Annotated in this window: 17 protein-coding genes and 1 pseudogene; 7 read left to right on the plus strand and 11 right to left on the minus strand. The window is 69.5% G+C overall.

The genetic code is table 11. The features are described 5' to 3' along the window. Positions 1–29: 29 nt before the first annotated feature. On the minus strand, positions 30–1,997 hold the full coding sequence (locus tag ABFX54_RS20980; RefSeq protein WP_346107196.1) for a family 10 glycosylhydrolase: 1,968 nt from the start codon (positions 1,995–1,997) through the stop codon (positions 30–32). Positions 1,998–2,182: 185 nt separating this feature from the next. Between ABFX54_RS20980 and ABFX54_RS20985 the strand changes: the two genes are divergently transcribed. From ABFX54_RS20985 to ABFX54_RS21005, 5 genes are all read left to right on the plus strand, one after another. Continuing rightward, positions 2,183–3,715, plus strand: a complete 1,533-nt coding sequence (locus ABFX54_RS20985; protein ID WP_346107197.1) for a golvesin C-terminal-like domain-containing protein — start codon at positions 2,183–2,185, stop codon at positions 3,713–3,715. Positions 3,716–3,814: 99 nt separating this feature from the next. Then, positions 3,815–5,320: a sugar ABC transporter ATP-binding protein gene (locus ABFX54_RS20990; RefSeq protein ID WP_346107198.1), complete on the plus strand. Its 1,506-nt coding sequence runs from the start codon at positions 3,815–3,817 to the stop codon at positions 5,318–5,320. A gap of 113 nt (positions 5,321–5,433) precedes the next feature. Further along, positions 5,434–6,396, plus strand: a complete 963-nt coding sequence (locus tag ABFX54_RS20995; protein WP_428834543.1) for an ABC transporter permease — start codon at positions 5,434–5,436, stop codon at positions 6,394–6,396. A gap of 169 nt (positions 6,397–6,565) precedes the next feature. Beyond that, entirely contained in the window at positions 6,566–7,171 is a 606-nt protein-coding gene (locus tag ABFX54_RS21000) for a substrate-binding domain-containing protein (protein ID WP_346107200.1), read from the plus strand. Continuing rightward, complete coding sequence (locus ABFX54_RS21005) at positions 7,123–7,494, plus strand: substrate-binding domain-containing protein (protein WP_346107202.1); 372 nt, start codon at positions 7,123–7,125, stop codon at positions 7,492–7,494. The genes ABFX54_RS21000 and ABFX54_RS21005 overlap by 49 nt, the downstream gene beginning before the upstream one ends. A gap of 695 nt (positions 7,495–8,189) precedes the next feature. Here ABFX54_RS21005 and ABFX54_RS21010 read toward each other — a convergent pair. Both ABFX54_RS21010 and ABFX54_RS21015 read right to left on the minus strand, forming a co-directional pair. Further along, entirely contained in the window at positions 8,190–8,609 is a 420-nt protein-coding gene (locus ABFX54_RS21010; protein ID WP_346107204.1) for an ATP-binding protein, read from the minus strand. A gap of 1 nt (position 8,610) precedes the next feature. Further along, positions 8,611–8,961: an STAS domain-containing protein gene (locus ABFX54_RS21015; protein ID WP_043629845.1), complete on the minus strand. Its 351-nt coding sequence runs from the start codon at positions 8,959–8,961 to the stop codon at positions 8,611–8,613. Between the two features lie 409 nt (positions 8,962–9,370). On the opposite strand from ABFX54_RS21015, the gene ABFX54_RS21020 reads away from it, so the two are divergent. Continuing rightward, the gene (locus tag ABFX54_RS21020) at positions 9,371–11,758 is read left to right on the plus strand and encodes a DEAD/DEAH box helicase (RefSeq protein ID WP_346107206.1); all 2,388 of its coding nucleotides are present in this window, start codon (positions 9,371–9,373) and stop codon (positions 11,756–11,758) included. Between the two features lie 195 nt (positions 11,759–11,953). On the opposite strand, the gene ABFX54_RS21025 is transcribed toward ABFX54_RS21020, so the two are convergent. The 4 genes from ABFX54_RS21025 to ABFX54_RS21040 form a co-directional block, all read right to left on the minus strand. Beyond that, positions 11,954–14,395: a hypothetical protein gene (locus ABFX54_RS21025; RefSeq protein WP_346107207.1), complete on the minus strand. Its 2,442-nt coding sequence runs from the start codon at positions 14,393–14,395 to the stop codon at positions 11,954–11,956. Positions 14,396–15,277: 882 nt separating this feature from the next. Further along, on the minus strand, positions 15,278–15,670 hold the full coding sequence (locus tag ABFX54_RS21030) for an Rv3654c family TadE-like protein (protein ID WP_346107209.1): 393 nt from the start codon (positions 15,668–15,670) through the stop codon (positions 15,278–15,280). 16 nt (positions 15,671–15,686) lie between these two features. Then, the gene (locus tag ABFX54_RS21035; protein ID WP_346107211.1) at positions 15,687–16,121 is read right to left on the minus strand and encodes a TadE family type IV pilus minor pilin; all 435 of its coding nucleotides are present in this window, start codon (positions 16,119–16,121) and stop codon (positions 15,687–15,689) included. Then, complete coding sequence (locus tag ABFX54_RS21040) at positions 16,118–17,134, minus strand: DUF4244 domain-containing protein (protein WP_346107213.1); 1,017 nt, start codon at positions 17,132–17,134, stop codon at positions 16,118–16,120. Before ABFX54_RS21040 ends, ABFX54_RS21035 begins: the two co-directional genes overlap by 4 nt. A 106-nt stretch (positions 17,135–17,240) precedes the next feature. Here ABFX54_RS21040 and ABFX54_RS21045 point away from each other — a divergent pair, with 106 nt between their 5' ends. Continuing rightward, on the plus strand, positions 17,241–18,050 hold the full coding sequence (locus ABFX54_RS21045; protein WP_346107215.1) for a tyrosine-protein phosphatase: 810 nt from the start codon (positions 17,241–17,243) through the stop codon (positions 18,048–18,050). Positions 18,051–18,593: 543 nt separating this feature from the next. Here ABFX54_RS21045 and ABFX54_RS21050 read toward each other — a convergent pair. From ABFX54_RS21050 to ssd, 4 genes and pseudogenes are all read right to left on the minus strand, one after another. Further along, positions 18,594–19,172 carry a type II secretion system F family protein gene (locus ABFX54_RS21050; protein WP_346107217.1) on the minus strand — a complete coding sequence of 193 codons (579 nt, stop codon included), beginning with the start codon at positions 19,170–19,172 and terminating at the stop codon, positions 18,594–18,596. Between the two features lie 409 nt (positions 19,173–19,581). Beyond that, on the minus strand, positions 19,582–20,292 hold the full coding sequence (locus ABFX54_RS21055; protein WP_346107219.1) for a type II secretion system F family protein: 711 nt from the start codon (positions 20,290–20,292) through the stop codon (positions 19,582–19,584). A 511-nt stretch (positions 20,293–20,803) separates the two neighbouring features. Then, positions 20,804–21,976, minus strand: a pseudogene (locus tag ABFX54_RS21060) (TadA family conjugal transfer-associated ATPase); the annotation flags it as partial. After that, positions 21,973–23,016 (minus strand): septum site-determining protein Ssd, encoded by a 1,044-nt coding sequence (gene ssd / locus ABFX54_RS21065; RefSeq protein WP_346107220.1) that lies wholly within the window; start codon positions 23,014–23,016, stop codon positions 21,973–21,975. The pseudogene ABFX54_RS21060 and the gene ssd, both read right to left, overlap by 4 nt. Positions 23,017–23,342: the final 326 nt, after the last annotated feature.

The following is a 23,342-nucleotide window of genomic DNA, read 5'->3' on the forward strand; positions in this document are numbered from 1 at the left end:
TACGTGCCCACCCCTACTTTCGTAGCCGGTCAGAGCCGGGTGATCCGGACGGCGTCCGCGATGACGTACCCGGTGGTGGAGGTCCAGCGGCTCACCCCGACCACGTTGTACGTGCCCGCGTCCAGCCGGTACGTCCCGAGACTGCGCCACGCGCCGCCCCCCGTGCGCTGGTCGACGGTCACCGTCCGATTCCCACCGGAAGCCGCGACGATGTACGGAGTCGCGCTGTTGTAGCCGGGATCGGCCGGATGCCACACCTCCACCCGGTAGTCGCCGGTGCTCGGCACTGCCGTGCTGAACCAGGCCGGATCGCTGGCCGCGACCGGTTCAGCGAAGCGGTAGTCGGCGCCGTGGAGCTGCGGGGAGTAGGCCGAGGTGCCCCAGGCCGAGCCGGCGGCGAACCCGGGCCCGGCGTTGTCGATCACCACGCTGAACGCGCCGCCGCCGCCCTGGCCGACGGCCCTGCCCGCGCTGGGCGCGCTCTCCTGGTGGGTGCGGTTGAGCGCGGCCACGTAGTAGGTGTAGGCCGATCCGCCGGCGCCGGTGTCGGTGAACGTCTTCTGCCGGGTGGTCCCGACCAGGTTGCGGGCGTCGGCGAAGAAGCACGGGTCGGCGGCCGACGGGCTGCCGTCCACCCGGTAGACCGCGTACGACGTGGCCGAGCCCGTCCAGACGAGCTGGACGCCGTTCGAGACGCGCGTGGCCGAGGTGATCGACGGCGCGGCGGGGGCGGCGGCCGTGCCGCGGGCCGGCAGCAGCGCGGGCCTGGTGTAGTGGGCGTTGACGACCCTGGTGAACGCACCGATCCGGTCGGCCCTGACGTCCTTGGCGCTGAAGAAGATGTCGCCGGCGACCTCGGGATGCTGCCGGTTGTCGGTCAGGTGGTCGCTCAGCTCGGCCGGGTCCTGCCAGGCGGCGTCCTGCCCGGAGGCGCCGGCGCGGTAGGCGGCCTGCCCGACGACGAGTTGCACGCCCGTGCCCCGGACGACGTCGGACCACCAGGCGGTGAGCACCTCGTAGGGGGCGGTGGCGAAGCCCATGTGCCAGTAGATCTGCGGCGCGAGGTAGTCCACCCAGCCCTGCTTGACCCATTTCCTGCTGTCGGCGTAGATCGCGTCGTACGACTGCAGCCCCGACGTACGCGAGCCGAGCGGGTCGGTGCCGCTGTTGCGCCAGATGCCGAACGGGCTGATGCCGAAGGACACGTGCGCCTTGGCCGCGTGGATGCGCTGGTCGAGCTCGCGGATCAGCAGGTTGACGTTCTCGCGCCGCCAGTCTGCGACGTTGGAGAACCCGCCGCCGTACTGCGCGTACGCCGCCGCGTCGGGGATGGTCTGGCCGCTCGCCGGATAGGGGTAGAAGTAGTCGTCGAGGTGCACGCCGTCCACGTCGTACTTGGAGACGGCGTCCATGATCGCGTCCTCGATGAAGTCGCGCACTTCCGGGATGCCCGGGTTGTAGTAGAGCTTGCCGTCGTAGGCGAAACGCCAGCCGGGGTTGCGCCGCGCGGGATGGCTGGAGATCAGCCGGGACGGGTCGTCGTGGTTGGCGATCCGGTACGGGTTGAACCAGGCGTGAAACTCCAGGTTCCTGGCGTGGGCCTCGGCGACCATGAAGGCCAGCGGGTCGTAGCCCGGGTTGCCCCCCTGGGTGCCGGTCAGCCACTGCGACCACGGCTCGTACGACGAGGGCCAGAACGCGTCGGCCGTCGGCCTGACCTGCACGACCACGGCGTTCATGCGCTTGGCCACGGCCAGGTCGAGCCAGGCGCGGAACTCGGCCTGCTGCGCCGGCACGCTCAGCCCGGTGCGGCTGGGCCAGTCGATGTTGGCCACCGAGGAGATCCACATGGCCCTGAGCTGGCGCTTCGGGGTGGCGGGATCGACGGCGCAGGCGGCTGTGGTCGCGGCTGCGGGGGTCGTCCGGGACGGGGCCACGATGCTGACGAGTGCGGCGGCGGTGAGCGCCGCCATGAGGGTACGCAGGAGCGCGGTCACGAAGGGAAGTTTCAGCTCATTCGTCGGCGAGCGCAATAGTTTTCAGCAGTTTCGCGGGGGCCCAATCTCGGGCGCCGCATGACTGGGCGAAAAGTTTCACCTAACTCAGACTTAATGTCAATTATCGACATAAGTCAGAAGCTGCCGTAAGTTGCACCCGTCACCTGTGAACGAGGAGCACCCCAATGACTCTCGCCCGCACGCGATTAGCAGCCCTCGCCACCTCGATCCTCGCCGTCATCCTCGTCGCCGCAGGCCAGCCCGCCTGGTCGCAGGCGAAGGAGCCCGCACTGCCGGCCGCGTTCGACAAGGCGGCCGCCGCGCACGACGTACCCCGTGACCTGCTCGTCGCCCTCGCCTACGCCGAGACCCACCTCGACGGCCACGCCGGCGAGCCCAGCGCCAGCGGCGGCTACGGCGTGATGCACCTGGTCAGCAACCCCACCAACCACTCGCTCGAACGAGCCGCCGACCTCACCGGGCTCCCGGCCGACAAGCTGAAGTCCGACGACGCGGCCAACATCCTCGGCGGCGCGGCCGTGCTGCGCGCCCACGCCGACAAGCTCGGCCTCGACGAGACCGCGAGGAAGGACGCCGGCCGCTGGTACTCCGCCGTGGCCGCGTACGGCAACGCCTCCTCCCCCGAACTGGCCCGCCTGTACGCCGACGCCGTCTACGAAGGGCTCGGCCTCGGCATCGACGTGCGCGGCGTGCGGGTCAAGCCGCAGGAGGTCACCGCGGACCGTGGCGACCTGGCCAAGGCCCGTGACCTGAACGCCCGCGGCGTGGACGCCCAGGCCGCCGTGGCCAGCCCCGACTACCCGCCGGCCGCCTGGGTCGCGGCCAGCTCCAGCAACTACCGCGTCTCCGACCGGGAGACCAGCTACAACATCGACAAGGTCGTCATCCACGTCACCCAGGGCTCGTACGCCGGCACCATCTCCTGGTTCCAGAACCCGAGCGCCCAGGTCTCCGCGCACTACGTGGTCAAGTCCTCCAACGGCGCCATCACCCAGATGGTGCGCGACAAGGACGTCGCCTGGCACGCCGGCAACTCCTCCTACAACAACCGCTCGATCGGCATCGAGCACGAGGGCTTCGTCAACGACGCCTCGTGGTTCACCGACGCCATGTACCGGGCCTCCGCCGCGCTGACCCGCGCCCTGTGCGACAAGTACGGCATCCCCAAGAACCGGACCGGCATCATCGGCCACAACGAGGTCCCCGGCGCGACCCACACCGACCCGGGCTCGCACTGGAACTGGACCACGTACATGAACTACGTGACCGGTGGCGGCGGCACCCCCTCGTGGACCACCACGGTCGACAACGCCACCTCCGGCCAGTTCACCGCCAGCGCGAACTGGGGCACCTCCACCTACTCCAGCCAGCGTCACGGCGCCGACTACCGCTTCGCCGACCCGGTCGCCGCCAGCGACCCGGCCTGGTACTCGGCCGCCATCCCCAGCGCCGGCACCTACCAGGTCGAGGTCTGGTACCCGGCCGATCCCGGCTACAACAGCTCGGCGCCGTACATCGTGGCGACGTCGAGCGGCAACCAGACCGTCTACGTCGACCAGCGCTCCGGAGGCGGGGCCTGGCGCAGCATCGGCACGTTCTCGCTGAGCGCCGGCACGCAGAACGTGGTCGGCGTGAGCCGGTGGACGTCCGGCACCGGTTACGTCATCGCGGACGCGGTCCGCATCAGCAAGCCCTGACCACCCTCGGGTGAATGCGGCCCGCGCCCGACCCCTCCCGGACGCGGGCCGCTCACTTCTCCATGGTTCATCACTCGTCGTAACGGATAATCACACTATGTGAGCGGGGAGGAGATTCTCAAAGCGGAGGGCCTGCGCAAGGTCTTCCCCGGCGTCGTCGCGCTCGACGGCGTGGACCTGAGCCTGCGCACCGGCGAGGTCCACGTTCTGCTCGGCGAGAACGGCGCCGGCAAGAGCACGCTCATCAAGATCCTCTCCGGCGCCTACCGCCCCGACGGCGGCCTGGTCCGCATGGACGGTCGCATCGTGCACCCGCACTCGGCCGGCGACGCCCAGCGGCTCGGCATCGCGACCATCTACCAGGAGTTCAACCTGGTCCCGCAGCTCACGGTCGCGGAGAACCTGGCGCTCGGCCGCCCGCCGCGCAGATTCGGCTTCGTGGACGTCGCCCGCATGGAACGCGACGCCGCCCGGCTGCTCGACCGGGTCGACGTGGACGTGCACCCGCGCACCCCGGTCGCCCGGCTGGGCATCGCCCGCATGCAGATGCTGGAGATCGCCAAGGCACTGGCGCTGCACGCCCGCATCCTGATCATGGACGAGCCCACCGCCGTGCTCACCACGAGCGAGGTCGCCAAGCTGTTCACCATCGTGCGGCAGCTTCGCGAAGAGGGCGTCGCGATCGTCTTCATCACCCACCACCTGGAGGAGATCGCCGAGATCGGCGACCGGGTGACCGTGCTGCGCGACGGCAGGTCCGTGGCCGAGGTCCCGGCGAACACCGGCCGCGACGAACTGGTCGGGCTCATGGTCGGCCGGCCCATCGACCAGCAGTACCCGCGCCGCCCGTCCCCTCGGGGCGAGCCGCTGCTGCGGGTGTCGGGGCTGACCCGCGCGGGCGCGTTCGACGACGTGTCGTTCGAGGTGCACGCGGGCGAGGTGGTGGGCGTGGCGGGGCTCGTCGGAGCCGGCCGCACCGAGGTGGCCCGCGCGGTCTTCGGCGCCGACCGCTACGACGCGGGCGAGGTCGTCGTACGCGGCGAACGGCTGCCGCCCGGCGACGTGCACGCCGCCATGGAGGCCGGGCTCGGCCTGGTGCCCGAGGACCGCAAGGGCCAGGGCCTGGTGCTGGGCGCCGGCATCGGCGAGAACCTCGGCCTGGTCACCATGCGCGACGCCACCCGCGCCGGCTTCGTGGACCGCACCCGGCTGCGCACGGCCGCCGCCCAGGTGGCCGAGCGGCTCGGCATCCGCATGACGGGGCTCGACCAGGAGGTGCGCACCCTGTCCGGCGGCAACCAGCAGAAGGTGGTCATCGGCAAGTGGCTGGTGGCCGACGCGCACGTGCTCATCCTCGACGAGCCGACCAGGGGCATCGACGTCGGGGCCAAGGTCGAGATCTACCAGCTCGTCAACGCCCTCACCGACTCGGGGCACGCGGTGCTGATGATCTCCAGCGATCTGCCGGAGGTGCTCGGGATGAGTGACCGGATCCTGGTCATGGCGCGGGGGCGGCTGGTCGGGGAGTTGCGCGCGGCCGAGGCCACCCAGGACGACGTGATGGCCCTGGCCGTCACGGAGGTGGAGGGATCCCGTGCCCGCTGACGTACTCGCGACGCAGGATTTTCATGCCCGCGATGGAAAGGTCCCGCGCCCGTTGACCTGGCCGCGACGGAGGATTCCCATGCCCACTGATGTGCAGCCGATGGAGCATGCCCATGTCCGCTGACGTGCTCGCGCGCCGGTCACCGGCCGCCGCCTGGCTGGCCGAGAACGGCGCGCTGGCGGCGCTCGTCGTGCTGGTCGTGGCGCTGTCGCTGCTGTCGTCCGACTTCCTCAGCGTGACGAACCTGCTCAACGTGGGCGTCCAGGCCGCCGTCACCGCGATCCTGGCGTTCGGGTCCACGTTCGTGATCGTGACCGGCGGCATCGACCTGTCCGTCGGCTCGGTGGCGGCACTGTCGGCGATCACACTGGCCTGGACCGCTACCACCGCCGGGGTGCCGTGGCCGCTGGCCACCGTGATCTCGCTGGCCGTGGGCGTCGTGTGCGGCCTCGTCAACGCGGCACTGATCGCGTACGGGAAGCTGCCGCCGTTCATCGCGACGCTGGCCATGCTCGGCATCGCCCGCGGCCTGGCCCTGGTCGTCTCGCAGGGCAGCCCGATCGCGATGCCGGAGGCGGTCTCCCACCTGGGCGACACCATCGGCCTCTACCTGCCGATCCCCGTCATCGTCATGGTGATCATGGGCGTGATCACGGCCGTGATCCTCAACCGGACCTACCCCGGCCGTGCCATGTACGCCATCGGCGGCAACGCCGAGGCCGCCAGGCTGTCGGGCATCAAGGTGGACCGGCAGCAGCTCATCACGTACGCACTGTCCGGGGGCTTTGCCGCGGTGGCCGGGATCGTCCTGGCCAGCCGCCTGGCCTCGGCACAACCACAGGCGGCGGCCGGCTACGAACTCGACGCCATCGCCGCCGTGGTGATCGGCGGAGCGAGCCTGTCCGGCGGAAAGGGCCGGGCGCTGGGCACGTTCGTCGGCGCACTCATCCTGGCCGTCCTGCGCAACGGCCTGAACCTGCTGTCGGTGTCCGCGTTCTGGCAGCAGGTCGTGATCGGCGTCGTCATCGCACTCGCGGTCCTCGTCGACACCCTCCGCCGCAGGACCACCACTTAGGAGCGAAACCATGCGTTTTCCCATACCAAGCCCGCCCAAGCCCGGCCGGCCGGCCCGCCACCGACCCGCACCTGACCTGGCCGCGCCCCGGCAGCGACCCGCGCGCCACAGGCCCGCGCCAACTCGGGGCGCACTACCCGGAACCCCTCCAGGCGCACTCCGCCTGACCATGTTCTCCCTGTGCCTGTGCCTCGGGCTGGCGGCCTGCGGCACCTCGGGGGGCGGGGACGGCTCCACCGCACCCCCGGGCGCGGGCGACATCAAGATCGGCATGTCGGTGTCGACGCTGAACAACCCGTACTTCGTCCAGCTCCGCGACGGCGCCCAGGCCCAGGCCAAGAAGCTCGGGGCCACGCTGACCGTCACCGACGCCCAGAACGACGCCTCCCAGCAGGTCAACCAGGTCCAGAACTTCACCAGCCAGAACATGAAGGCGGTCATCATCAACCCGGTCGACTCCGACGCCGCCGCACCGGCGGTCAAGGCGGCCGAACGCGTGCGCATCCCGGTGGTGGCCGCCGACCGAGGCGTCAACGGAGCCGAGGTGGCGCAGACCGTCGCCTCCGACAACGTGGCGGGCGGAAAACTGGCCGCGCAGGAGCTGGCCAAGCAACTCGGCGAGAAGGGCACCGTGGTCGTCCTCCAGGGCACCCCCGGCACGTCCGCCTCCCGCGACCGAGGCCGGGCTTCACCGAAGGCATCGCCGCCTATCCCGGGATCAAGATCGTGGCCAAGCAACCGGCCGACTTCGATCGCACCAAGGGCCTGGACGTGATGACCAACCTCATCCAGTCACACCCTGACGTGACGGGCGTCTTCGCGGAGAACGACGAGATGGCCCTGGGCGCGATCAAGGCACTCGGCGCCAGGGCCGGGCAGCAGGTCAAGGTGATCGGCTTCGACGGCACCCCGGACGGCATAGCCGCGGTCCAGGCCGGCACGATGGCCGCCACCATCGCCCAGCAACCCCGCCTGCTGGGCCAGGAGGCGGTGGACGCGGCCGTCAAGCTCGCCAAGGGCGAGACCGTCGAGAAGGCGGTGGCGGTGCCGGTGAAGGTGGCGACCAAGGAGAACGCGTCCGAGTTCCAGACGTCATGAGGGGCTCACGGCCGGCCGCACAGGAACCGCCTGCGTCCTTCGCGGCTGGCCCACCCGTACAGGCACGCATCCCCTCGTCCCCGTACGAGCGTCTCCGCAAGCCATGCCAGCTCACCCCGTACACGCGGAGGCTCCCTACAACCCTGCTCACCCCGTACACGCGGAGGCTCCCTACAACCCTGCTCATCCCGTACACGCGGAGGCTCCCTGCAGCCCCGCTCACTCGCACAGGTGGAAGCTCAGTGCGACCCCGCGTCACCCCCGCACGAGCTTTGGAGCCCGCTCACTCCCGCACGAGCACGAGTTCTGGAGCCCGCTCACCCCTGAACGGGCGTATATCCACGCTGCTCCACCCAGCCCTGAACAGGCCGCCTCCACCCATAGCCGTGCGCAGCCCCGTACCAGGCGCTCGCCACCACCCGAGACCGGCACCTCCCGCCGAGGCCCTGCACCGGCCCATACGGCAGGGTCACCGTGCCCTTCCCCGCCCAGACTCTCGCTCATTCAGCCTCTCGACCTCGCCCAAGCCCGCGACATTCAACGACACCGGTCGGCCACGCGAGACGGGGCTGTGGAACACCGAGGGAACCCCACCAGGCCACCCGAAACCGCCCGAGAACCACCGAACGGCCGAACGACCTGACAGCCGCCTGGCCCGACCGACCCAAACCGACCCGGCCGATCGCACGCCGCCGTCAGACGCCGACGGCCGCCGGCCAGCTCATCCGGATGTTCGTCCCCTTGGGGCTGGGGAACACCTCGACGTCATCAGCCAGACCCTCGATGACCGCGATGCCGAAGTTCGACATGAAGGAGTCGGAGAGCATGCCGAGGTCGAGGGGCTGTTCCTGCTTGATCTCATCGCTGGGGGCCGAGTCACTGACCGTGACCTCGAACCGCCCGGAGTCGTCACGTAGCTCGATGCGGATGGGCTCGCCCGGACAGTGCGCTCGATGCGCCTCGACTGCCCGGGAACACGCCTCCCCCACAGCGAGCCTGACTTCGTCCAGCAGGGATTCCTCCACGCCGGTGCGCCGGGCGATCGCCGTGGCGACCAGCCGGGCGGTCCGCACATGGGCGGGAAGGGCGCTGAACGTCAGCTCGACGGTAGCCATGCTACTTGTCTTTGCCGTGAGCTTCCTTGGCCTCGTCGACCGAAGCGTAGATCCCGAAGACCTTGGTCAGACCGGTGATCCGGAAGATCTTGAGGATGCGCTCCTGCGTGCAGACCAGCTCCAGGGAGCCGTCGTGCGCACGAACCCGCTTGAGCCCCCCGACCAGGACCCCGAGGCCCGTGGAGTCGAGGAAGTCGACCTTCTCCATGTTCACAAGAAGGTGGAAGTTGCCCTTGTTGACCAGGTCGATGAGAAGCTCACGCAATCTCGGCGCCGTGTAGACATCGATCTCACCCTCGACCTCCACGATGGTGAGTCGATCTTCGGTGCGGTGATCCAACTTCAGATCCACAGATCCTCCAGCGCCTCGCCTGCGAAAGTACTCTTGCGGGCCTGGCAGTCTGGAGCGTGGCCCCAGACTGTCCGACCCCGACGCGCGGCATTCAACCACGCGCCTGGCTTGTGTCTATACGAAATCACGATTCCCGGCGACTCTGCCCACCGATGCGAGACTGGAAACAGTGACTTCCTCCGGATCCTCCCCACAACAGGCAGGTCCACTCCTCCAGCACCTGCTCGGCGTTCCCGCACGTCACGAGCGTGTCACCCATGTGGAGCATGTTCCAGCACGTCAGGCGGGTCAAGTCCAATGGCCTGATTGGACGCCTGAAGTACTTGTTACGCGCTTGGCGAACCGCGGGGTGACAGGACTCTGGCCTCACCAGTACGAAGCGGCCGACCTGGCATTCCGTGGCCGAAACGTGATCATCTCCACGGGCACGGCATCGGGAAAATCCCTGGCGTACCTCACTCCGGCGGTCGCCTCGTGCCTCGACGGCGGCACCGTCCTCTACCTGACGCCGACCAAGGCCCTGGCCGCCGACCAGCTCCGCGGCCTGCGCGAACTGCGCATCACCCAGCTACGAGCGGCCTGCTTCGACGGCGACACGCCGTTCGAGGAACGCACCTGGGTACGCCAGCACGCCAACTACGTCCTAACAAATCCCGACATGCTGCACCGCAGCATCCTGCCCCGCCACGCGCAGTGGTCGTCGTTCCTCCGCCGGCTGCGCATGGTGGTCGTGGACGAGTGCCACGGCTACCGCGGCGTCTTCGGCTCGCACGTGGCCCAGATCCTGCGCCGCCTGCGCCGCGCCTGCGCCCGCTACAACTCCCGCCCGACGTTCCTGCTCGCCTCCGCGACGGCGAGCGAGCCCGGGGCGTTCGCGATGAGGCTGACGGGGCTTGAGATGGACGAGGTGACGGTGGACGCCTCGCCCAAGGGGTCGACCACCATCGCGCTGTGGGAGCCGCCTCTGACGGAGCTACGGGGCGAGGGAGGGGCCCCTGTGCGCCGTACGGCCACGGCCGAGGCGGCCGACCTCCTGGCGGACCTCGTCCTCGCCGACGTACGCACGCTCGCCTTCATCCGCTCCCGCCGAGGAGCCGAAACGGTCGCCTTGTCCGCCCGCGCCAAACTCGCCGACGTAGCCTTCTCCATCTCCCCACCCTTCCCCACCCCAACCCCCACCGCCCAGCACACCCCGCCCACTCTCCTCCCAACACCAACAAACGCCCCCACGTCCACGAACACCCACGCCGCTGCCCCCGCCACGCACGCCCCCAACCCCCACACCACCTCTACGCAGGCACCCGACCCCACCTCACACCAGACCGCGCACACAACCGACTCCCCTCTCCGGCGAGGACAGCAAGCGCAGCGGGGACAGCAAGATCCCATTGCCCCGCAAAGTCCCCTGACCTGGGCAATCCCCGACGCTCCACACCACGGCTCCAACCTCGACTCCTCCGACCTGTCCGACCTCCCCAGCAAGATCGCCGCCTACCGAGCCGGCTACCTCGCCGAAGACCGCCGCCTCCTGGAGAAGGCCCTGCGCGCGGGCACCATCATGGGCCTGGCCACCACGAACGCCCTCGAACTCGGCGTAGACGTCTCAGGTCTCGACGCCGTCCTGATCGCAGGCTGGCCGGGCACCCGGGCCTCCCTCTGGCAGCAGGCGGGCCGAGCGGGCCGCGACGGGCAGGACGCCCTCGCCGTACTGATCGCCAGGGACGACCCGCTGGACACCTACCTCGTGCACCACCCCCAGGCCCTGTTCGGCCAGCCCGTGGAAGCGATCGTCCTCGACCCGGGCAATCCGTACGTCCTGGGCCCGCATCTCTGCGCCGCCGCCGCCGAGATCCCGCTGACCGAGGACGACCTGCCGATCTTCGGCCCGACCACGTCCGACGTGCTCGAGGACCTGGTAGCGCAGAACCTGCTCAGGAAGCGTCCGGCGGGCTGGTTCTGGACCAGGCGCGAGCGCGCCACCGACCTCGCCGACATCCGCGGCGGCGGGGGCGCCCCCATCCAGGTCGTGGAGTCGTCCACAGGCCGCCTCCTGGGCAGTGTGGACGAGCCTTCGGCGCACACGACGGTCCACACCGGCGCGATCTATCTCCACCAGGGCGAAACATTCCTGGTGGAGCTCCTGGACCTGGAGGCCGGCGTGGCCCTGGTCTCCAGCGCGAATCCCGACTACACGACGTTCGCCCGCGACATCACCGACATCTCCATCCTCGCCACAGAACGCTCCACCGCTCTCGGCTCCGGCACCCTGCACTTCGGCGAGGTCGAGGTGACCCGCCAAGTGGTCTCCTACCTCAAACGACGCCTCCAGTCGGGCGAGATGCTCGGCGACGAGCCTCTGGACCTGCCGCCGCGCACCCTCCGCACGCGAGCGGTCTGGTGGACACTCCCCGCCTCCGCGGTGGCCCCACTCGCCGAAGCCGGCATCGACCTCGGCGGGGCGGCCCACGCGGCCGAGCACGCCTCCATCGGCCTGCTCCCGCTCTTCGCCACCTGCGACCGCTGGGACATCGGCGGCGTCTCCACCGAACTGCACGCCGACACGGGCCTGCTCACCGTCTTCGTGTACGACGGCCACGAGGGCGGCGCCGGCTTCGCCGAACGCGGCTACGCCCGCGCCACGGACTGGCTGACGGCCACGCGCGAGGCGATCCTGTCCTGCGAGTGCGAACGGGGCTGCCCGTCCTGCATCCAGTCCCCGAAGTGCGGCAACGGCAACGAACCCCTGCACAAGCGCGGCGCCGTCCGCCTCCTCGACACCCTCCTCACCCCTCGATGAACCACAAACCGCGACAACGCACCCCGACAAGGGATGCCGCACCAAACACACCAACAAGAGCAGATCGCTTTCCAAGTCGCCGGCAACCGCCACCTGCCGGATCTCGGGGACTTCAGAGCGAAGGAGGAAGGAAGCCCACACCTACCCTCGAACGCCCCTCGATCTGACCAACACCTCCACGCACCGGCAAACCCGTTAACTCTCGCCCCCTACATGCCGACGTCCCACGAAACTCCGCGACCCGTCCCTATCGTCACCTTCAACCGCATCATCATCGGCCGCCCAGAAATCAGCCGCCCCTGGCTGCGGACGCTCCCAGAACCCGCTGTCCTCCATGGACCTGGGCGAGGGCGGCAGGTAGTCGTCCCACCGCTCCTCAAGACGCGCGGGAAGCGCCGCCGCGGCCGGCTCGGACACCTCCGTCACCGCCGACCGAGGAAGCGCAAGCCGCACCGCCACCCCCTGCGCCTCCTGCCCTCCCCGCACCCCGTCCCGCGTCCGTAAGTGATCCACGTCCTTCGTCCGTACGTGCTCCACATCGACGTGCACCGAGAACGCCCCGGCCACATACGGCGACGGAGCCGCGGCCCGCGCCGACGGCCCGGGCAGGTAGAACCCCGAGTCAGCGAGATGAGCCGACCGACGAGCACCATCCGACGGCGCCCCCGCAACCCGCGACCGCCCCGCCCCCTCACCGAACGACGACCGCGCAGACTCCTCGCCACGCGACGACTGCTCGGCGCCCGATGACAGACGCTGCTTCCGAACGCTGTACGGCGGCTCACCGACGGTCCTCGCCGACCGCCCAGTCGCCCCGGGACGCACCTCACCAGCCGCTTCCCGCTCCCGCCCAGGAGCGTTGGCCGGCGACCGACCCACGGCCCCCTGCTCATGCCCACGAGCATCGGACGACGGCCGATCAGCCGCCCCTTCCTTTCGCCTACGAGCGTCGGCCGACAATCGCCCAGCCGTTTCCTCCCCCAGCCCACGAGCCCCGGAGGACGAACGATCGACCGATTCCCCCTCGTGCCCTCGGTCCTCCGAGGGGGACCCATCGGCGTCATCCAGTTGACGCTCATGCATCTCCCACGGCAGCTCACCGGCCACCGCCTGCTGCCGTCCCCCAGCGTCCTGCGGCGATTGCATGCCCGACGCCGACAGAGACTTCTTCACACCGAGGCCGGCGTCCGGGTCGAGGTCCGGTCGTGCGGTGCGGGACGGAGCCGCCTCGGGAACGCGGGTCCTGGCCACCGCCAGAATGACCGCGGGCCGGCGCCGCACGGACGCCGCCGGCGATGGATCGCCATCCGCCTGAGCACCCTCCGCCCCGGTGACGACCTGGGCGGCCGGCGGCACCACGCCGGTCGGTGCGCTCGTCCGGACAGCGGCCGCAGGTGGACGAGTAGAACCGCCTCCTTCGGCGGCGAGCGCGCGCCGCCGCGCCCACGCACCCGCATGGGCGCCGAGCAGAAGCAGGACGATTCCTCCCGCCACGTACAGTCCGTACTGCCCGATGTTCCCGATCGGCGACTCGCTCGACTGGGCCTTCACGCCGTCGCTCTGCACCGGAGCCGATTCGTCGCCGCCCTTCGCGTCCGCCGGAACCAGCCCACCGTTCTCGCCCTGCTGGTCTGCGTCGGGGATCGGCAGATTCCCGCTCGGATCGGCGTCGGGGATGCCGGGAAGCTTCGTCGTCGCCGGCTTACGGGTCGTCGGTTTGGCCGACGGAACGGCCTGCCTCCTGGCGGGCAGAGTGGGCAGCGCTTCGACGCCCCTGGGGTCTCTGCTCCTCGTCGTCTGCCGCCCGTCGGTCGTCGTCTTCTTCTTCGTCGGCTGGGCGGACGGTGCGGCGGGGAAGGCGATGTACGCCGCCGCCGAGTCGTCCGAGGCGATCGACCCGCCGTCGCCGTCCCCCCGGAAGGCCTTCACCGTGAAGCCCACCCTCTGCCCCGCCGCCTTGGGCGGCACGGCGAGCACCGCCTTGCACGAGGAACCGGAGCACGCGCTGTCGGCAGGCAGCCTCCCGACGACGCCGGACTGCGTGTTGGAGACCTCGTAGGACTGGAGGTCGGGCTCGGATCCCTTGCTCCAGGTCACGGCGACCTTCTCGGCCCCCTGCTTGCTCGCCTGCACGTTCCCCGGCGCCTCCGCGGGCCGGCGCAGCTTGAACGTGCTGCTCGCGTATCTGGTCCCGGTGATCTCTCCCTTGAGGATCACGGTGAACGAGCCGTTGGGGGCATCGCCGGCCTCGAACGTCCCGGAGATCGTCTGGTTGGCTCCGCCGGAGGCGACCTTCTGACTGGGCGTGGAGGGCCCTTCCACGTACAGCCCTACGGTCAGCTGCATCAGCCCCGTACGCGCCGAAACCGTGACAGAAGAGCTAGAAACCACCTGGCCGTCAGACGGCGAGGTGATCTGCCCCGCAGAGTCGGCCCGCCAGGCCGAGTCAGCCCGCCGGGTCGAGCCGGCCATGCCGGAAGGACCGGCTCTCCACTCTGACTGCGCCCAACCCGCGGTCGCACCATGCCCCGTATAACCCGTTTGTCCTGTCGCAACGGCCGCATGGGCGGGTCCGCACAAGGCGAGGAATCCGGCCGCAATCGTCCCCGCGGCCACCATTCTGCCGACTACCGTCACGACGCTTCCTCCAACGAGAGCCTCGCGCCGCCTGAGCACCCTCGGGGCGTTCACGCGACGACCGGAAGTGCAGTGTGCGCCGGCCGATACGGTCACCGACCGTCCCTGGACCCGCACCTTAGCGACTGCGTTCCTGCTCTCCCAGACTCCCTGTCACATACGGCATGGACCGAGGGTAAGCGGAACCTTACGGGACATGACCAACTCTTGGACACCACGTCCAAGAAGTCGTGACTCGATTGCGACCTAGCCCCGCAAGCCCCAACCGTCACAAAGCATGGGGCGGGTTTCTGGGCATGCGACCCGCCACAACCCGGCCGGCCGTCCGCGCCCGACCCGACCTGACCCGACAGCACACGACCCGACCCACCTGCGCCCGACCCGACCTGCCAGGCGGAGGCGTAGGGCTCGCCAGCCTCGTCGTAGCCGCTCGGCCAGGTACCCGCGAAGTCGGGGCGGTGTACGCCGTGCTGGGTGAGGAGCAGATCAGGTGCGGCCGGCCAGGGCAAGGTGGCGACTGAGGCAATCCACGCCCTCTTCGCAGGTCACGTCATTGGTGTGACAGCGGACCACGATGCGCTGAGCGAGGGCGGCCAGGACGCCGAGTTTGACCGTGCGACGCGGTGGGGACCGACCGATTGGCGGTGTGGTGAGGGCCGACCGATTGGCGGTGCGGGCCGGCCGATTGATCGGCCACCGGGTGGCGCCGCAATCAACATCTCCTCTGCGCATCACCCGGCACGTCCATAACCGCACGGATCACCTGGCCGCCCAAGCAGTCATATCCGCACAGACCCGGTACCGAGCACATCACGCACGTCCTGTCGTGGTGCGAGGGCCCGGGCATCGCACCGGGCATGTTCTGCCGATGAGCGCTCACCGTCACGGGTGCTCAGCTTGTCCGTGAACGGTAAGGGTTCGCCCAGGGGTGGGGTCTGCCGGGCCGGCACGGGATCTGCCCGTCAGGGTGCGGGTGCCTAATAACGGGAGCGAGATCGGGAGCGCGGTCCAGACGTCGGCGAAGTCGTCGTTGACCACGCATCGCGTCAGCTCGACGTCGTTCTGGGCGGCCACTGCGGAAGCTCTGTCGCAGGCACCCTCTGGATCGGTCAACGCCAGCTTGGCGGCGGCCAGGGCGCTGAGGTCGGCCGCGCCGTTGACGTGATGGCGGGCGACGCGCACGGAACCCACGGTCGCGAACGCCGTGCCGATCGCCATCAGCAGGCCCATGAGCGCCACGCCCCAGAGGGTGGCCGAGCCGCGTTCGTACTGCATGCTGGGACAGCTCCTGTCAGTCGAGGATGGACGTTGAGGCCGATTGGTCGGGAGCATCGCCCTTGTCGGGCCAGGGCTCGGTCCTCGCTGTGGCTGTGGCCGAGACGTTGACCGCCGGGAGGGACTGGGCCCAGGAAGGACGCACTTCTACGGTGATCTGCACTTTCGTGAACTCCGTGTCGCGAGTGATGACCACTTGCGCCTTCGGGCTCGTGACTGCTCGGGCGAAGTCGTGGACCTGGTCCAGCGGCTCGCCCCTGGCTGCGGCTCGGGCGGCGGCGCGGGCCGCGTCCACGCATTCGAGTTGGACGCTGACCGTCTGAATGGCCCACAGCGCGGCCGCCAGGACGACCATGAGCGCGGGCAGCATCGCGGCGGTCTCGGCCGTGACCGAGCCGCGCGATGCCGTCCGCTTGGCGCTCATGGAGGTCCCCGGGTTGCGGGGTGTCATCCCTTGGTGGTGTTAAGTGCTCGGTTGATGAGGGCTGTCAGCATTTCCTGAACTTCGGGGCTACTTACGACTTTGAAGAGGAGTGCGGCGAAAGCGCAGGCTGCGATGGTTCCGACCGCGTACTCGGCGGTGGACATGCCGCGCTCTCGATTGACCGCCGCGTAGTGGACCCACTTGCTGAAACGCGGCCATGTGATTCGGGCGGCGGGCCGGTTGGGCACGGGGCTGTGGGTTGAGGCTGACGCGGGCGCAGGGACTGACGCTGACGCTTGGATGGGAGCAGCTTGCGTGGACGCTCGATTCGACGCGCGAGCGAACGCCTGAGCCGGCGCTGTAGGTGTCACTTGAGCTGATGGTGAGATGGCAGCTTGGGCTGACGTTGAAGTCGACGTTTGAGCGGACGCCCGGGTCGGTGTCTTTGCTGGCGCATCAGTTGAGGCTTGGGCTGACGCTGGGGTGAGGGCTTGGGTCGAGGCTGCGGTCGAGGCTTGAGTTGAGACCAGGGCTTGCTGTCGGGCGGAAGCTGACCTGCGTGTCTGGGATGGCCTGTGCGTTTGGGCTGAGGGGCGCACTTGCGCTGAGGTTTGGACGGTGGCGGCTTGTGGGGCTGTGTGGGGTTTGTGGGCCTTGGTGATGAGGCTGGGTGTTTGGGGGCGTGTCGCTGCGGGCTTCGAGTTGGGGCGCGAAGACGGGGTGGCTGTCGGGCTGCGGATGAAGTGACCGCGTGGATGAGCGGGCTTGGTCAGGTAGGCGTGGTCTGGCGTGGCTTCGATGTTGTCTGACGTGGTGGCGGGACTGCGCATCTTGCCTCCAGGTGTCGAGGGCCGGTGGATTGCCCGGCGGGAGCCCAAGAATCGCTGAGGCGGGGGTGGAGCTGGGCAGCCGAGCGGCGTTCTGGGGATAAGTGCGGCGTTGGAGTGCTCGGCTGTGGATAACGGGGCGGGTGCGGCGAGCGCCCACACCCGGCAGGCGCTCGGCTGGGAGCCGAAGCACCCCAGCCTGGGGGCTGGCATCCCCGCGTCTGGCGGTCACCGCATCTAGCGGACACCGCGTCTGGCGGACAGTCCTCATTGATCGACGCGAGACAACAAAGGTCTGCGGAGGCGCGTCTGAAGATGCATGAACGAATCCACGCATATGCCCGAGGTGGGTGTGGTTTCTGCAGGTGAGGGCTCTGTGAACGTTGTACGGCATCTCGATTGGGAGGGATGCTTCAACGTGCGGGATCTCGGCGGCATACCGGTGGCCGGAGGCGGCGCGATTCGTGGTGGGGCCGTAGTTCGTTCGGACAATCCGGAAAGGCTGACTTCAGAGGGGTGGTCGGCGCTCGTCGGACACGGGGTTCGGACCGTGGTCGATCTGCGTAATGACGACGAACGCCGGGAGGATCAGTGGGATCGGCCGGCCGGCCTGACCACTGTGCGCGTACCGCTGGATGATGCCGCGGACGCTGCGTTCTGGAACTACCTGTGGGACAACCGGCTCGATGGTTCGCCGCTCTACTACCGGGTCTTCATCGAGCGGAAGGCGCGGCAGTGCGCGGCGGCCGTCGCGGCCGTTGCTCGTGCGCGGCCGGGAGGAGTGCTCGTTCACTGCGGGCTTGGGCGTGATCGCACCGGGCTTGTCGTGATGTTGTTGCTGGCTCTGGCCGGGGTGGCGCCTGCGGATATCGCGGCGGATTACGAGCTGAGCACTGAGCGGTTGCCTCCGCTGTTCGAGGCGCTCGGTATTGATGACCAGACCGAGGAGATTCGCGGCATCCTCGCGAGTAAGAACACGACCGCTCGGGCTGCTCTACTGGGCGCGCTGGATGGGTTGGATGTTGAAGCTCATCTGCGTGCGCACGGGCTGGAGGACGGGGATCTCACCGCACTTCGGAGTCGGCTCGTGCAGTGGGTGGACACAGGCGTCCCAGTGCGCCGTCGATGAGTTCCCACCCGTCGATTTCGGTTGTCTCGGCAGTTGTGAAGTCGTGGCCGCGCTCCAGGGCTTCGTCCAGCAAGGCACGGACGACCCCTGGGCGGTGCAGGTTGAGGTAGGCGTGGTCGCTGGTTCGTAGCACTCCGCCGTCGTGGAACATGCCGTCGTTGACCAGACGGCCGGGCCCTTCACGGAAGACGATGACCAACCGGCCCCGGGCCCCCGCCTGCCGGAGACTCAGAACCTCCCGGCAGTCGTCGCACCGTGGGAGATCTGCCTCGGCCTGGTAACGCTCGTGACGGTGACCTGCTCTCCAGTGGTAGGTGAGCGATCCGACGACGAGACGGCGGGGAGGACGGCTTCGACCCATGTCGGATCAACGTAGTCGGCGCTCGGTTATGGCCTCAAAGGATTTGTGTGTGGCTCGCGCTCTGGGTGCGCCCGGTTCGAACTCTGCCACTGCTGAGGAAGAGCCGCGCCCTTCGTCATTCGCGGGTTCGGGGTTTCGCGGGTCGGGTTCGGGGCCGCAGATTCGGGGTTCGGGTGGGGGCGTTATGGGAGGGTGATGGTAAAGGCCAAGCCGGCTATGACCGGGACGATGCCGAGTAGGACGAATGCGGGGAGGAAGCACAGGCCCAAAGGGGCTACTGCTTTCACGCCCACGCTTCTTGCTGCGGCGACGGACGTGGCTCTCGCTGCCTCCCTGGCATCGTCTGCCAGGCGGGTCAGGACGTCCGCTACGGGGGCGCCGGTCTGAGCTGCTCGGCTCATGGCCCGGGACAGTTGGCCCATGGCGGGATCTGCGGCCAGGGCGGCCCAGGTTGGTTCGGGGTCGGCTCCTAGACGTAGTTGGCTGCTCACCCAGGTCAGGCGATCGCCCAAAGGACCGCCTATCGCGGTGGCGGTGATTTCGGTGGCGGCGCTCACGGGGCGGCCCGCTCGGAGGCAGGCGGTCATCAGGTCTGCGGCGAAGGGCAGGTCTGTGGTGATGCGGCGGCGGTCGTGGTGGCTTCGCTGGGGTTCCTTTCTGTGGAGGATGAGTGCCGTTGCCGGGGTGATGAGTATGGCGTTTATCAGGCCGGTGTAGCCGCCGATCAGGAGCCCGGAGATCAGGCCCGTGCAGGTGGCCATGACGAGGGTTTTGCGGCTCGGACGGCGGCGTGGATCTTGGGTGGTGAGCCACGGAGGGGGCTGGTTGCCATCTGGGGAGTGGTGGTTGGACTGGCTTATAGGGCTTTGGGGATGTTGGGGATGGGGTGTGGTGGGGGTGCGGGGTGCATCGGTCTGTGGGTGTAGGCGGGCAAGGCGTTCTGTGGGGATCTTCGAGGAGAACCACAGCCAGGCGGCCATTCCGGCGCACAGAGCGGACAGCAGTTGGATCATCGTGGACTCGGCGCCTTCGTTGTCGGGCCGTGGTGGAGGCTTGCGTTCGTGTTCTTGTGGGTGAGGTGGAGATGCACCAGCCAGTGCGGGGTGGGTGGAGGGGGAGCCAGCACGGCCTGGGCGGACGTGGTTCGAGCAGAGGACGGCTGAGGTGAGGTCAGGCTTGGGATTGGGTGGCCATGCGGTTGGTCCACCACAGGCCGCAGGCGTCGAGGGCGATGCCCGCGATCAGGCACATGAAGCCCGGGATGCTGCCGAACAGGAAGTCCAGGGGGTGCATGTTCAGGGCTCCTGCCATGAGGAGGCCGAGGGCTGGGAGCAGGGCCAGCATTCTGGCTGTGGTGCGTGGGCCTGCCAGTTGTGCGGCGACGTCCTGGCGGTGGGCTTGGGCCGCTCGTAACGTGTGCGCCACCCGGTCGACCAAGGAGGCCATGCTGGCGCCGACCGTGGTGCCGACTTCCCAGCAGGCGGCCAGTTGACGTAGGCCCTCGCCTCCCTGGGGTGGGGCTGAGGAGGTCAGGGCTGCTGGTACGTCGCCGCCGTCCCTGGCTGCGGCGATGATCGGGCGGAGGAGGTCGGGCTCGGGGAACTCCACCGCCGTGACGGCTCTGGTGAGGGCTTCGCTCGGAGTACGGCCGGCGGAGAGCTCCGCCGACATGGACTGGCACAGCTCGATCGAGGCTCGTCGCCAGGCTTCGGCTCGGCGGGCGGGGCTGGGACGGGTGAGGAGCTTGGATTGGTTGCGCGGCGAGTTGGGGTCGTGTGAGGGCCTCAGGAGTCTGCTCAGGCGGGTGGTGGCCACGGTGGGGCCTGTCCACAGCCAGATGGCGCAGGCTGTGGACAGTGCGGCTAGGAATGCGCTGGTCATGAGGGTTCGCTTCGCAATGTGGTGGGCGCTGGGCCGAAGGTCGCCGTCGGACGCTATGCAGAGCGCGACGCTACGCCGGGTGCGACGCTAAGTCGGGGGCTGGGTTTTGGGCGCCGTCGGAGTTCTAGGTCGAGTGCGGGGCTGAGGTTCATGGCTGGGCTTCGTGGCTGGGCTTCGTGGCTGGGCTTCGTGGCTGGGCTTCGTGGCTGGGCTTCGGACGGCTGGTGGTGGGGCTGGGGCTCGGTGGAGTTGCTGAGTTGGGCCGGGGTGAAGAACTGTCGGGGCGAATCGAGGAGTTGGGCGGAGCTGAGGCGGGTCGAGGAGTTGGGCGGAGGTGGGGCGGGTCGAAGGGCTGGGTGGAGGTGGGGCGGGTCGAGGAACTGGGCCGGGATGAGCGGGGTGAGGAGCTGGGCGAGGGTGAACGGGGTGAGGGGTTGAGCGGCGTTGGGTTGGGTCGGGTGGGTGTGGGCGGGGGGTTTGGGCGGTGGGTTGGGGTTGTTAGGTGTTCGTAGGCGGGGCCGGGGTGTGGGTGGCCTGTGGGGGTGAAGGTCAGGGCTGGGATCGACTCGACGAGGCCCGAGGGTGTTCTGGAGAGGAGGCAGATCTCCGCGATGCGTCGGCGGCCGTCTGAGCGGTTGCGGGTGAGGTGGATGACCGCGTCCAGGGCCGCTGCGAGCTGGCTGTGTACGGCTTCTCTGGTCAGGCCCGCCGCGCATCCCAGGGCTTCCAGGCGTGGGGGTACGTCGGCGGCTGCGTTAGCGTGGAGGGTGCCGCAGCCGCCCTCGTGTCCGGTGTTGAGGGCGGCCAGTAGATCCACTACCTCGGCGCCTCTCACCTCCCCGACCACCAGGCGGTCGGGGCGCATGCGGAGTGCTTGGCGTACGAGATCACGCAGCTCCACCCCGCCCGCGCCCTCCAGGTTGGCTGGGCGGGTTTCCAGGCGGACGACGTGTGGGTGGAGGGGGCGGAGTTCGGCTGAGTCCTCCACCAGGAGGAGGCGCTCGCCTGGGTCGGCGAGGGAGAGCAGGGCGGACAGCAAAGTGGTTTTTCCTGTGCCGGTGCCGCCGCTCACCAGGAAGGCCAGCCGGGCTGTGACCATGGCCGTGAGCACCGGGATCGCGGCTGGGGCGATCGTGCCGGCGGCGACCAAATCCGTCAGGGTGAAGGTGCGGCGTGGGGGCAGGCGCAGGGAGACGCAGGTGCCGCCGGAGGCTACGGGTGGGAGTACGGCGTGCAGGCGTACGCCTCCTGGAAGGCGCGCGTCCACGTAAGGGGAGGCGTCGTCCAGGCGTCTGCCCGCGGCGGTCGCGAGGCGTTGTGCCAGCCTGCGGACGGCTCCGTCGTCGGCGAAGGTGACGGAGGTGCGGCGCAGGCCGATGCCGTCGTCGATCCACACCTCCCGGGGGCCGTTGACCAGGACGTCCGTCACATCGGGCCGGGCCAGGAGGGGCTCCAGCGGCCCCGCGCCGATCAGATCGGCGCAGAGGGCCCGGGCCACGGCGAGGATCTCCGCGTCGCCGTACACCGACTTCTCGGCTCGCAGAGCCACGGCCACCTGGGCGGCGCTGGGCTCCACGCCGGTACGGGCCAGGCGGATGCGGACGGCTTCGACCAGGTCTGGTGAGACCACGCCGTCGGAGGGTGGGGGAGCCTGCCGGGTGCGGAGGGTGCCGGGCGTCGTCATGGCGTCGGGAGCAGGTCGCGCAGGAGGGAGGCGCACAGGGCGCCGAGTACGGTGCGGGGGCCCAGTCTGGGGAGTTCGCCCCGGTTGAGGGTGGCGGTGAGCCTGGGCTGGTCGGGGAGGGTGCCGGCGGACGGGATGCCCAGAGAGATCATGACCGTCTCGTCGTCGACGACGCCCGGGCGCAGGATCGCGCGGACATCGGCGGTGTGCTTGCGTACCTCGGACAGGATCTGGACCGTCGACAGGACGCCGCGCACGTCGGCCGTGGCCACCGTCAACGTGGTCTTCGCCCTCGTCAGGGCTTCGATGGCGGCCGGGTCGAGGTGTCTGGGCAGGTCTACCACGACGAGGTCGAAGCCCCGTCTGCCCGCTTCGAGGACCGAGCGCATGGCTTGGGCCGGGATCGCCGGCACCTCGCCCCTGTGGAAGGACAGCACGGCCAGGTCGCCGAACGCGGGGAGCGCCGCCTGCAACGCGCTGGAATTGATCCGGCCTTCTCTGGCCACCAGGTCTCCCCAGCGGGCGCCCGGCGCCTCCTCGTGACCCAGCAGGGCGTCTATGCCTCCGCCCAGGCGGTCGGCGTCCACGAGGAGGGTACGGAGGTGGTCGGCCGACGCTCTCAGGGCCAGGCAGGCCGCGAGCACGCTGGCGCCGGCTCCGCCCCTGCCGCCGATCACGCAGATCACGGACCCTGAGCGGGGGTCGGGTTCCATGGCGTCCGCGAACAGGTCGACGAGGCGGCGTTCGTCGGCCGGGAGGGTGACGACGGATTGAGCGCCTACCGTCACGCATTTTCGCCAGCTGTCCTGGTCTTCCGGATCTCGGGTGACGAGGAGGACCTGGTCTCGGGCTGGGGGTGAGGTCGTGGCCACCGCGTCCGCCTGGTCGGCGCCGATGGCGACGAGTGGGGCCAGGTTCCAGAAGGGGCGGGCGTGGGCGGGGACGTGTGCCACGTCGAGCTGGGCCCCGGCCGCGGCGGCTATGCGGACGAGGTCGTCGAGCAGGGCATGGTCTTCGGTGATGACCAATGGGCGATTCATGGTCAGGCCTCCCAGCCGGAAAGGGGGTGAGTCGGTCGATCGGTGCACCGGTGCACCGGTGCGTCGGTGCGTCGGTGCGTCGGTGCGTCGGTGGGTGCATCGGTAAGTGGGTGGTGGTGGGGCGAGGTCGGGAGGGCAACTCTGGTGGAGGGGCGGGAGGTGGAGGGGCTCCGAACGCGGTTCTGGGGATTAACGGGTGGGTGGGTAGTGGGGGCTGTGGATAACGGGCGGCAGGGGTGAGGGTGGCCGCACATGGGTGAAGGTGGCGGCGTGGGTGAAGGTGGCGGCGTGGGTGAAGGTGGCGGCGTGGGTGAAGGTGGCGGCGT

Origin of the sequence: Nonomuraea maheshkhaliensis (assembly GCF_039529435.1) — a bacterium.
Classification (GTDB): Bacteria; Actinomycetota; Actinomycetes; order Streptosporangiales; family Streptosporangiaceae; genus Nonomuraea; species Nonomuraea maheshkhaliensis.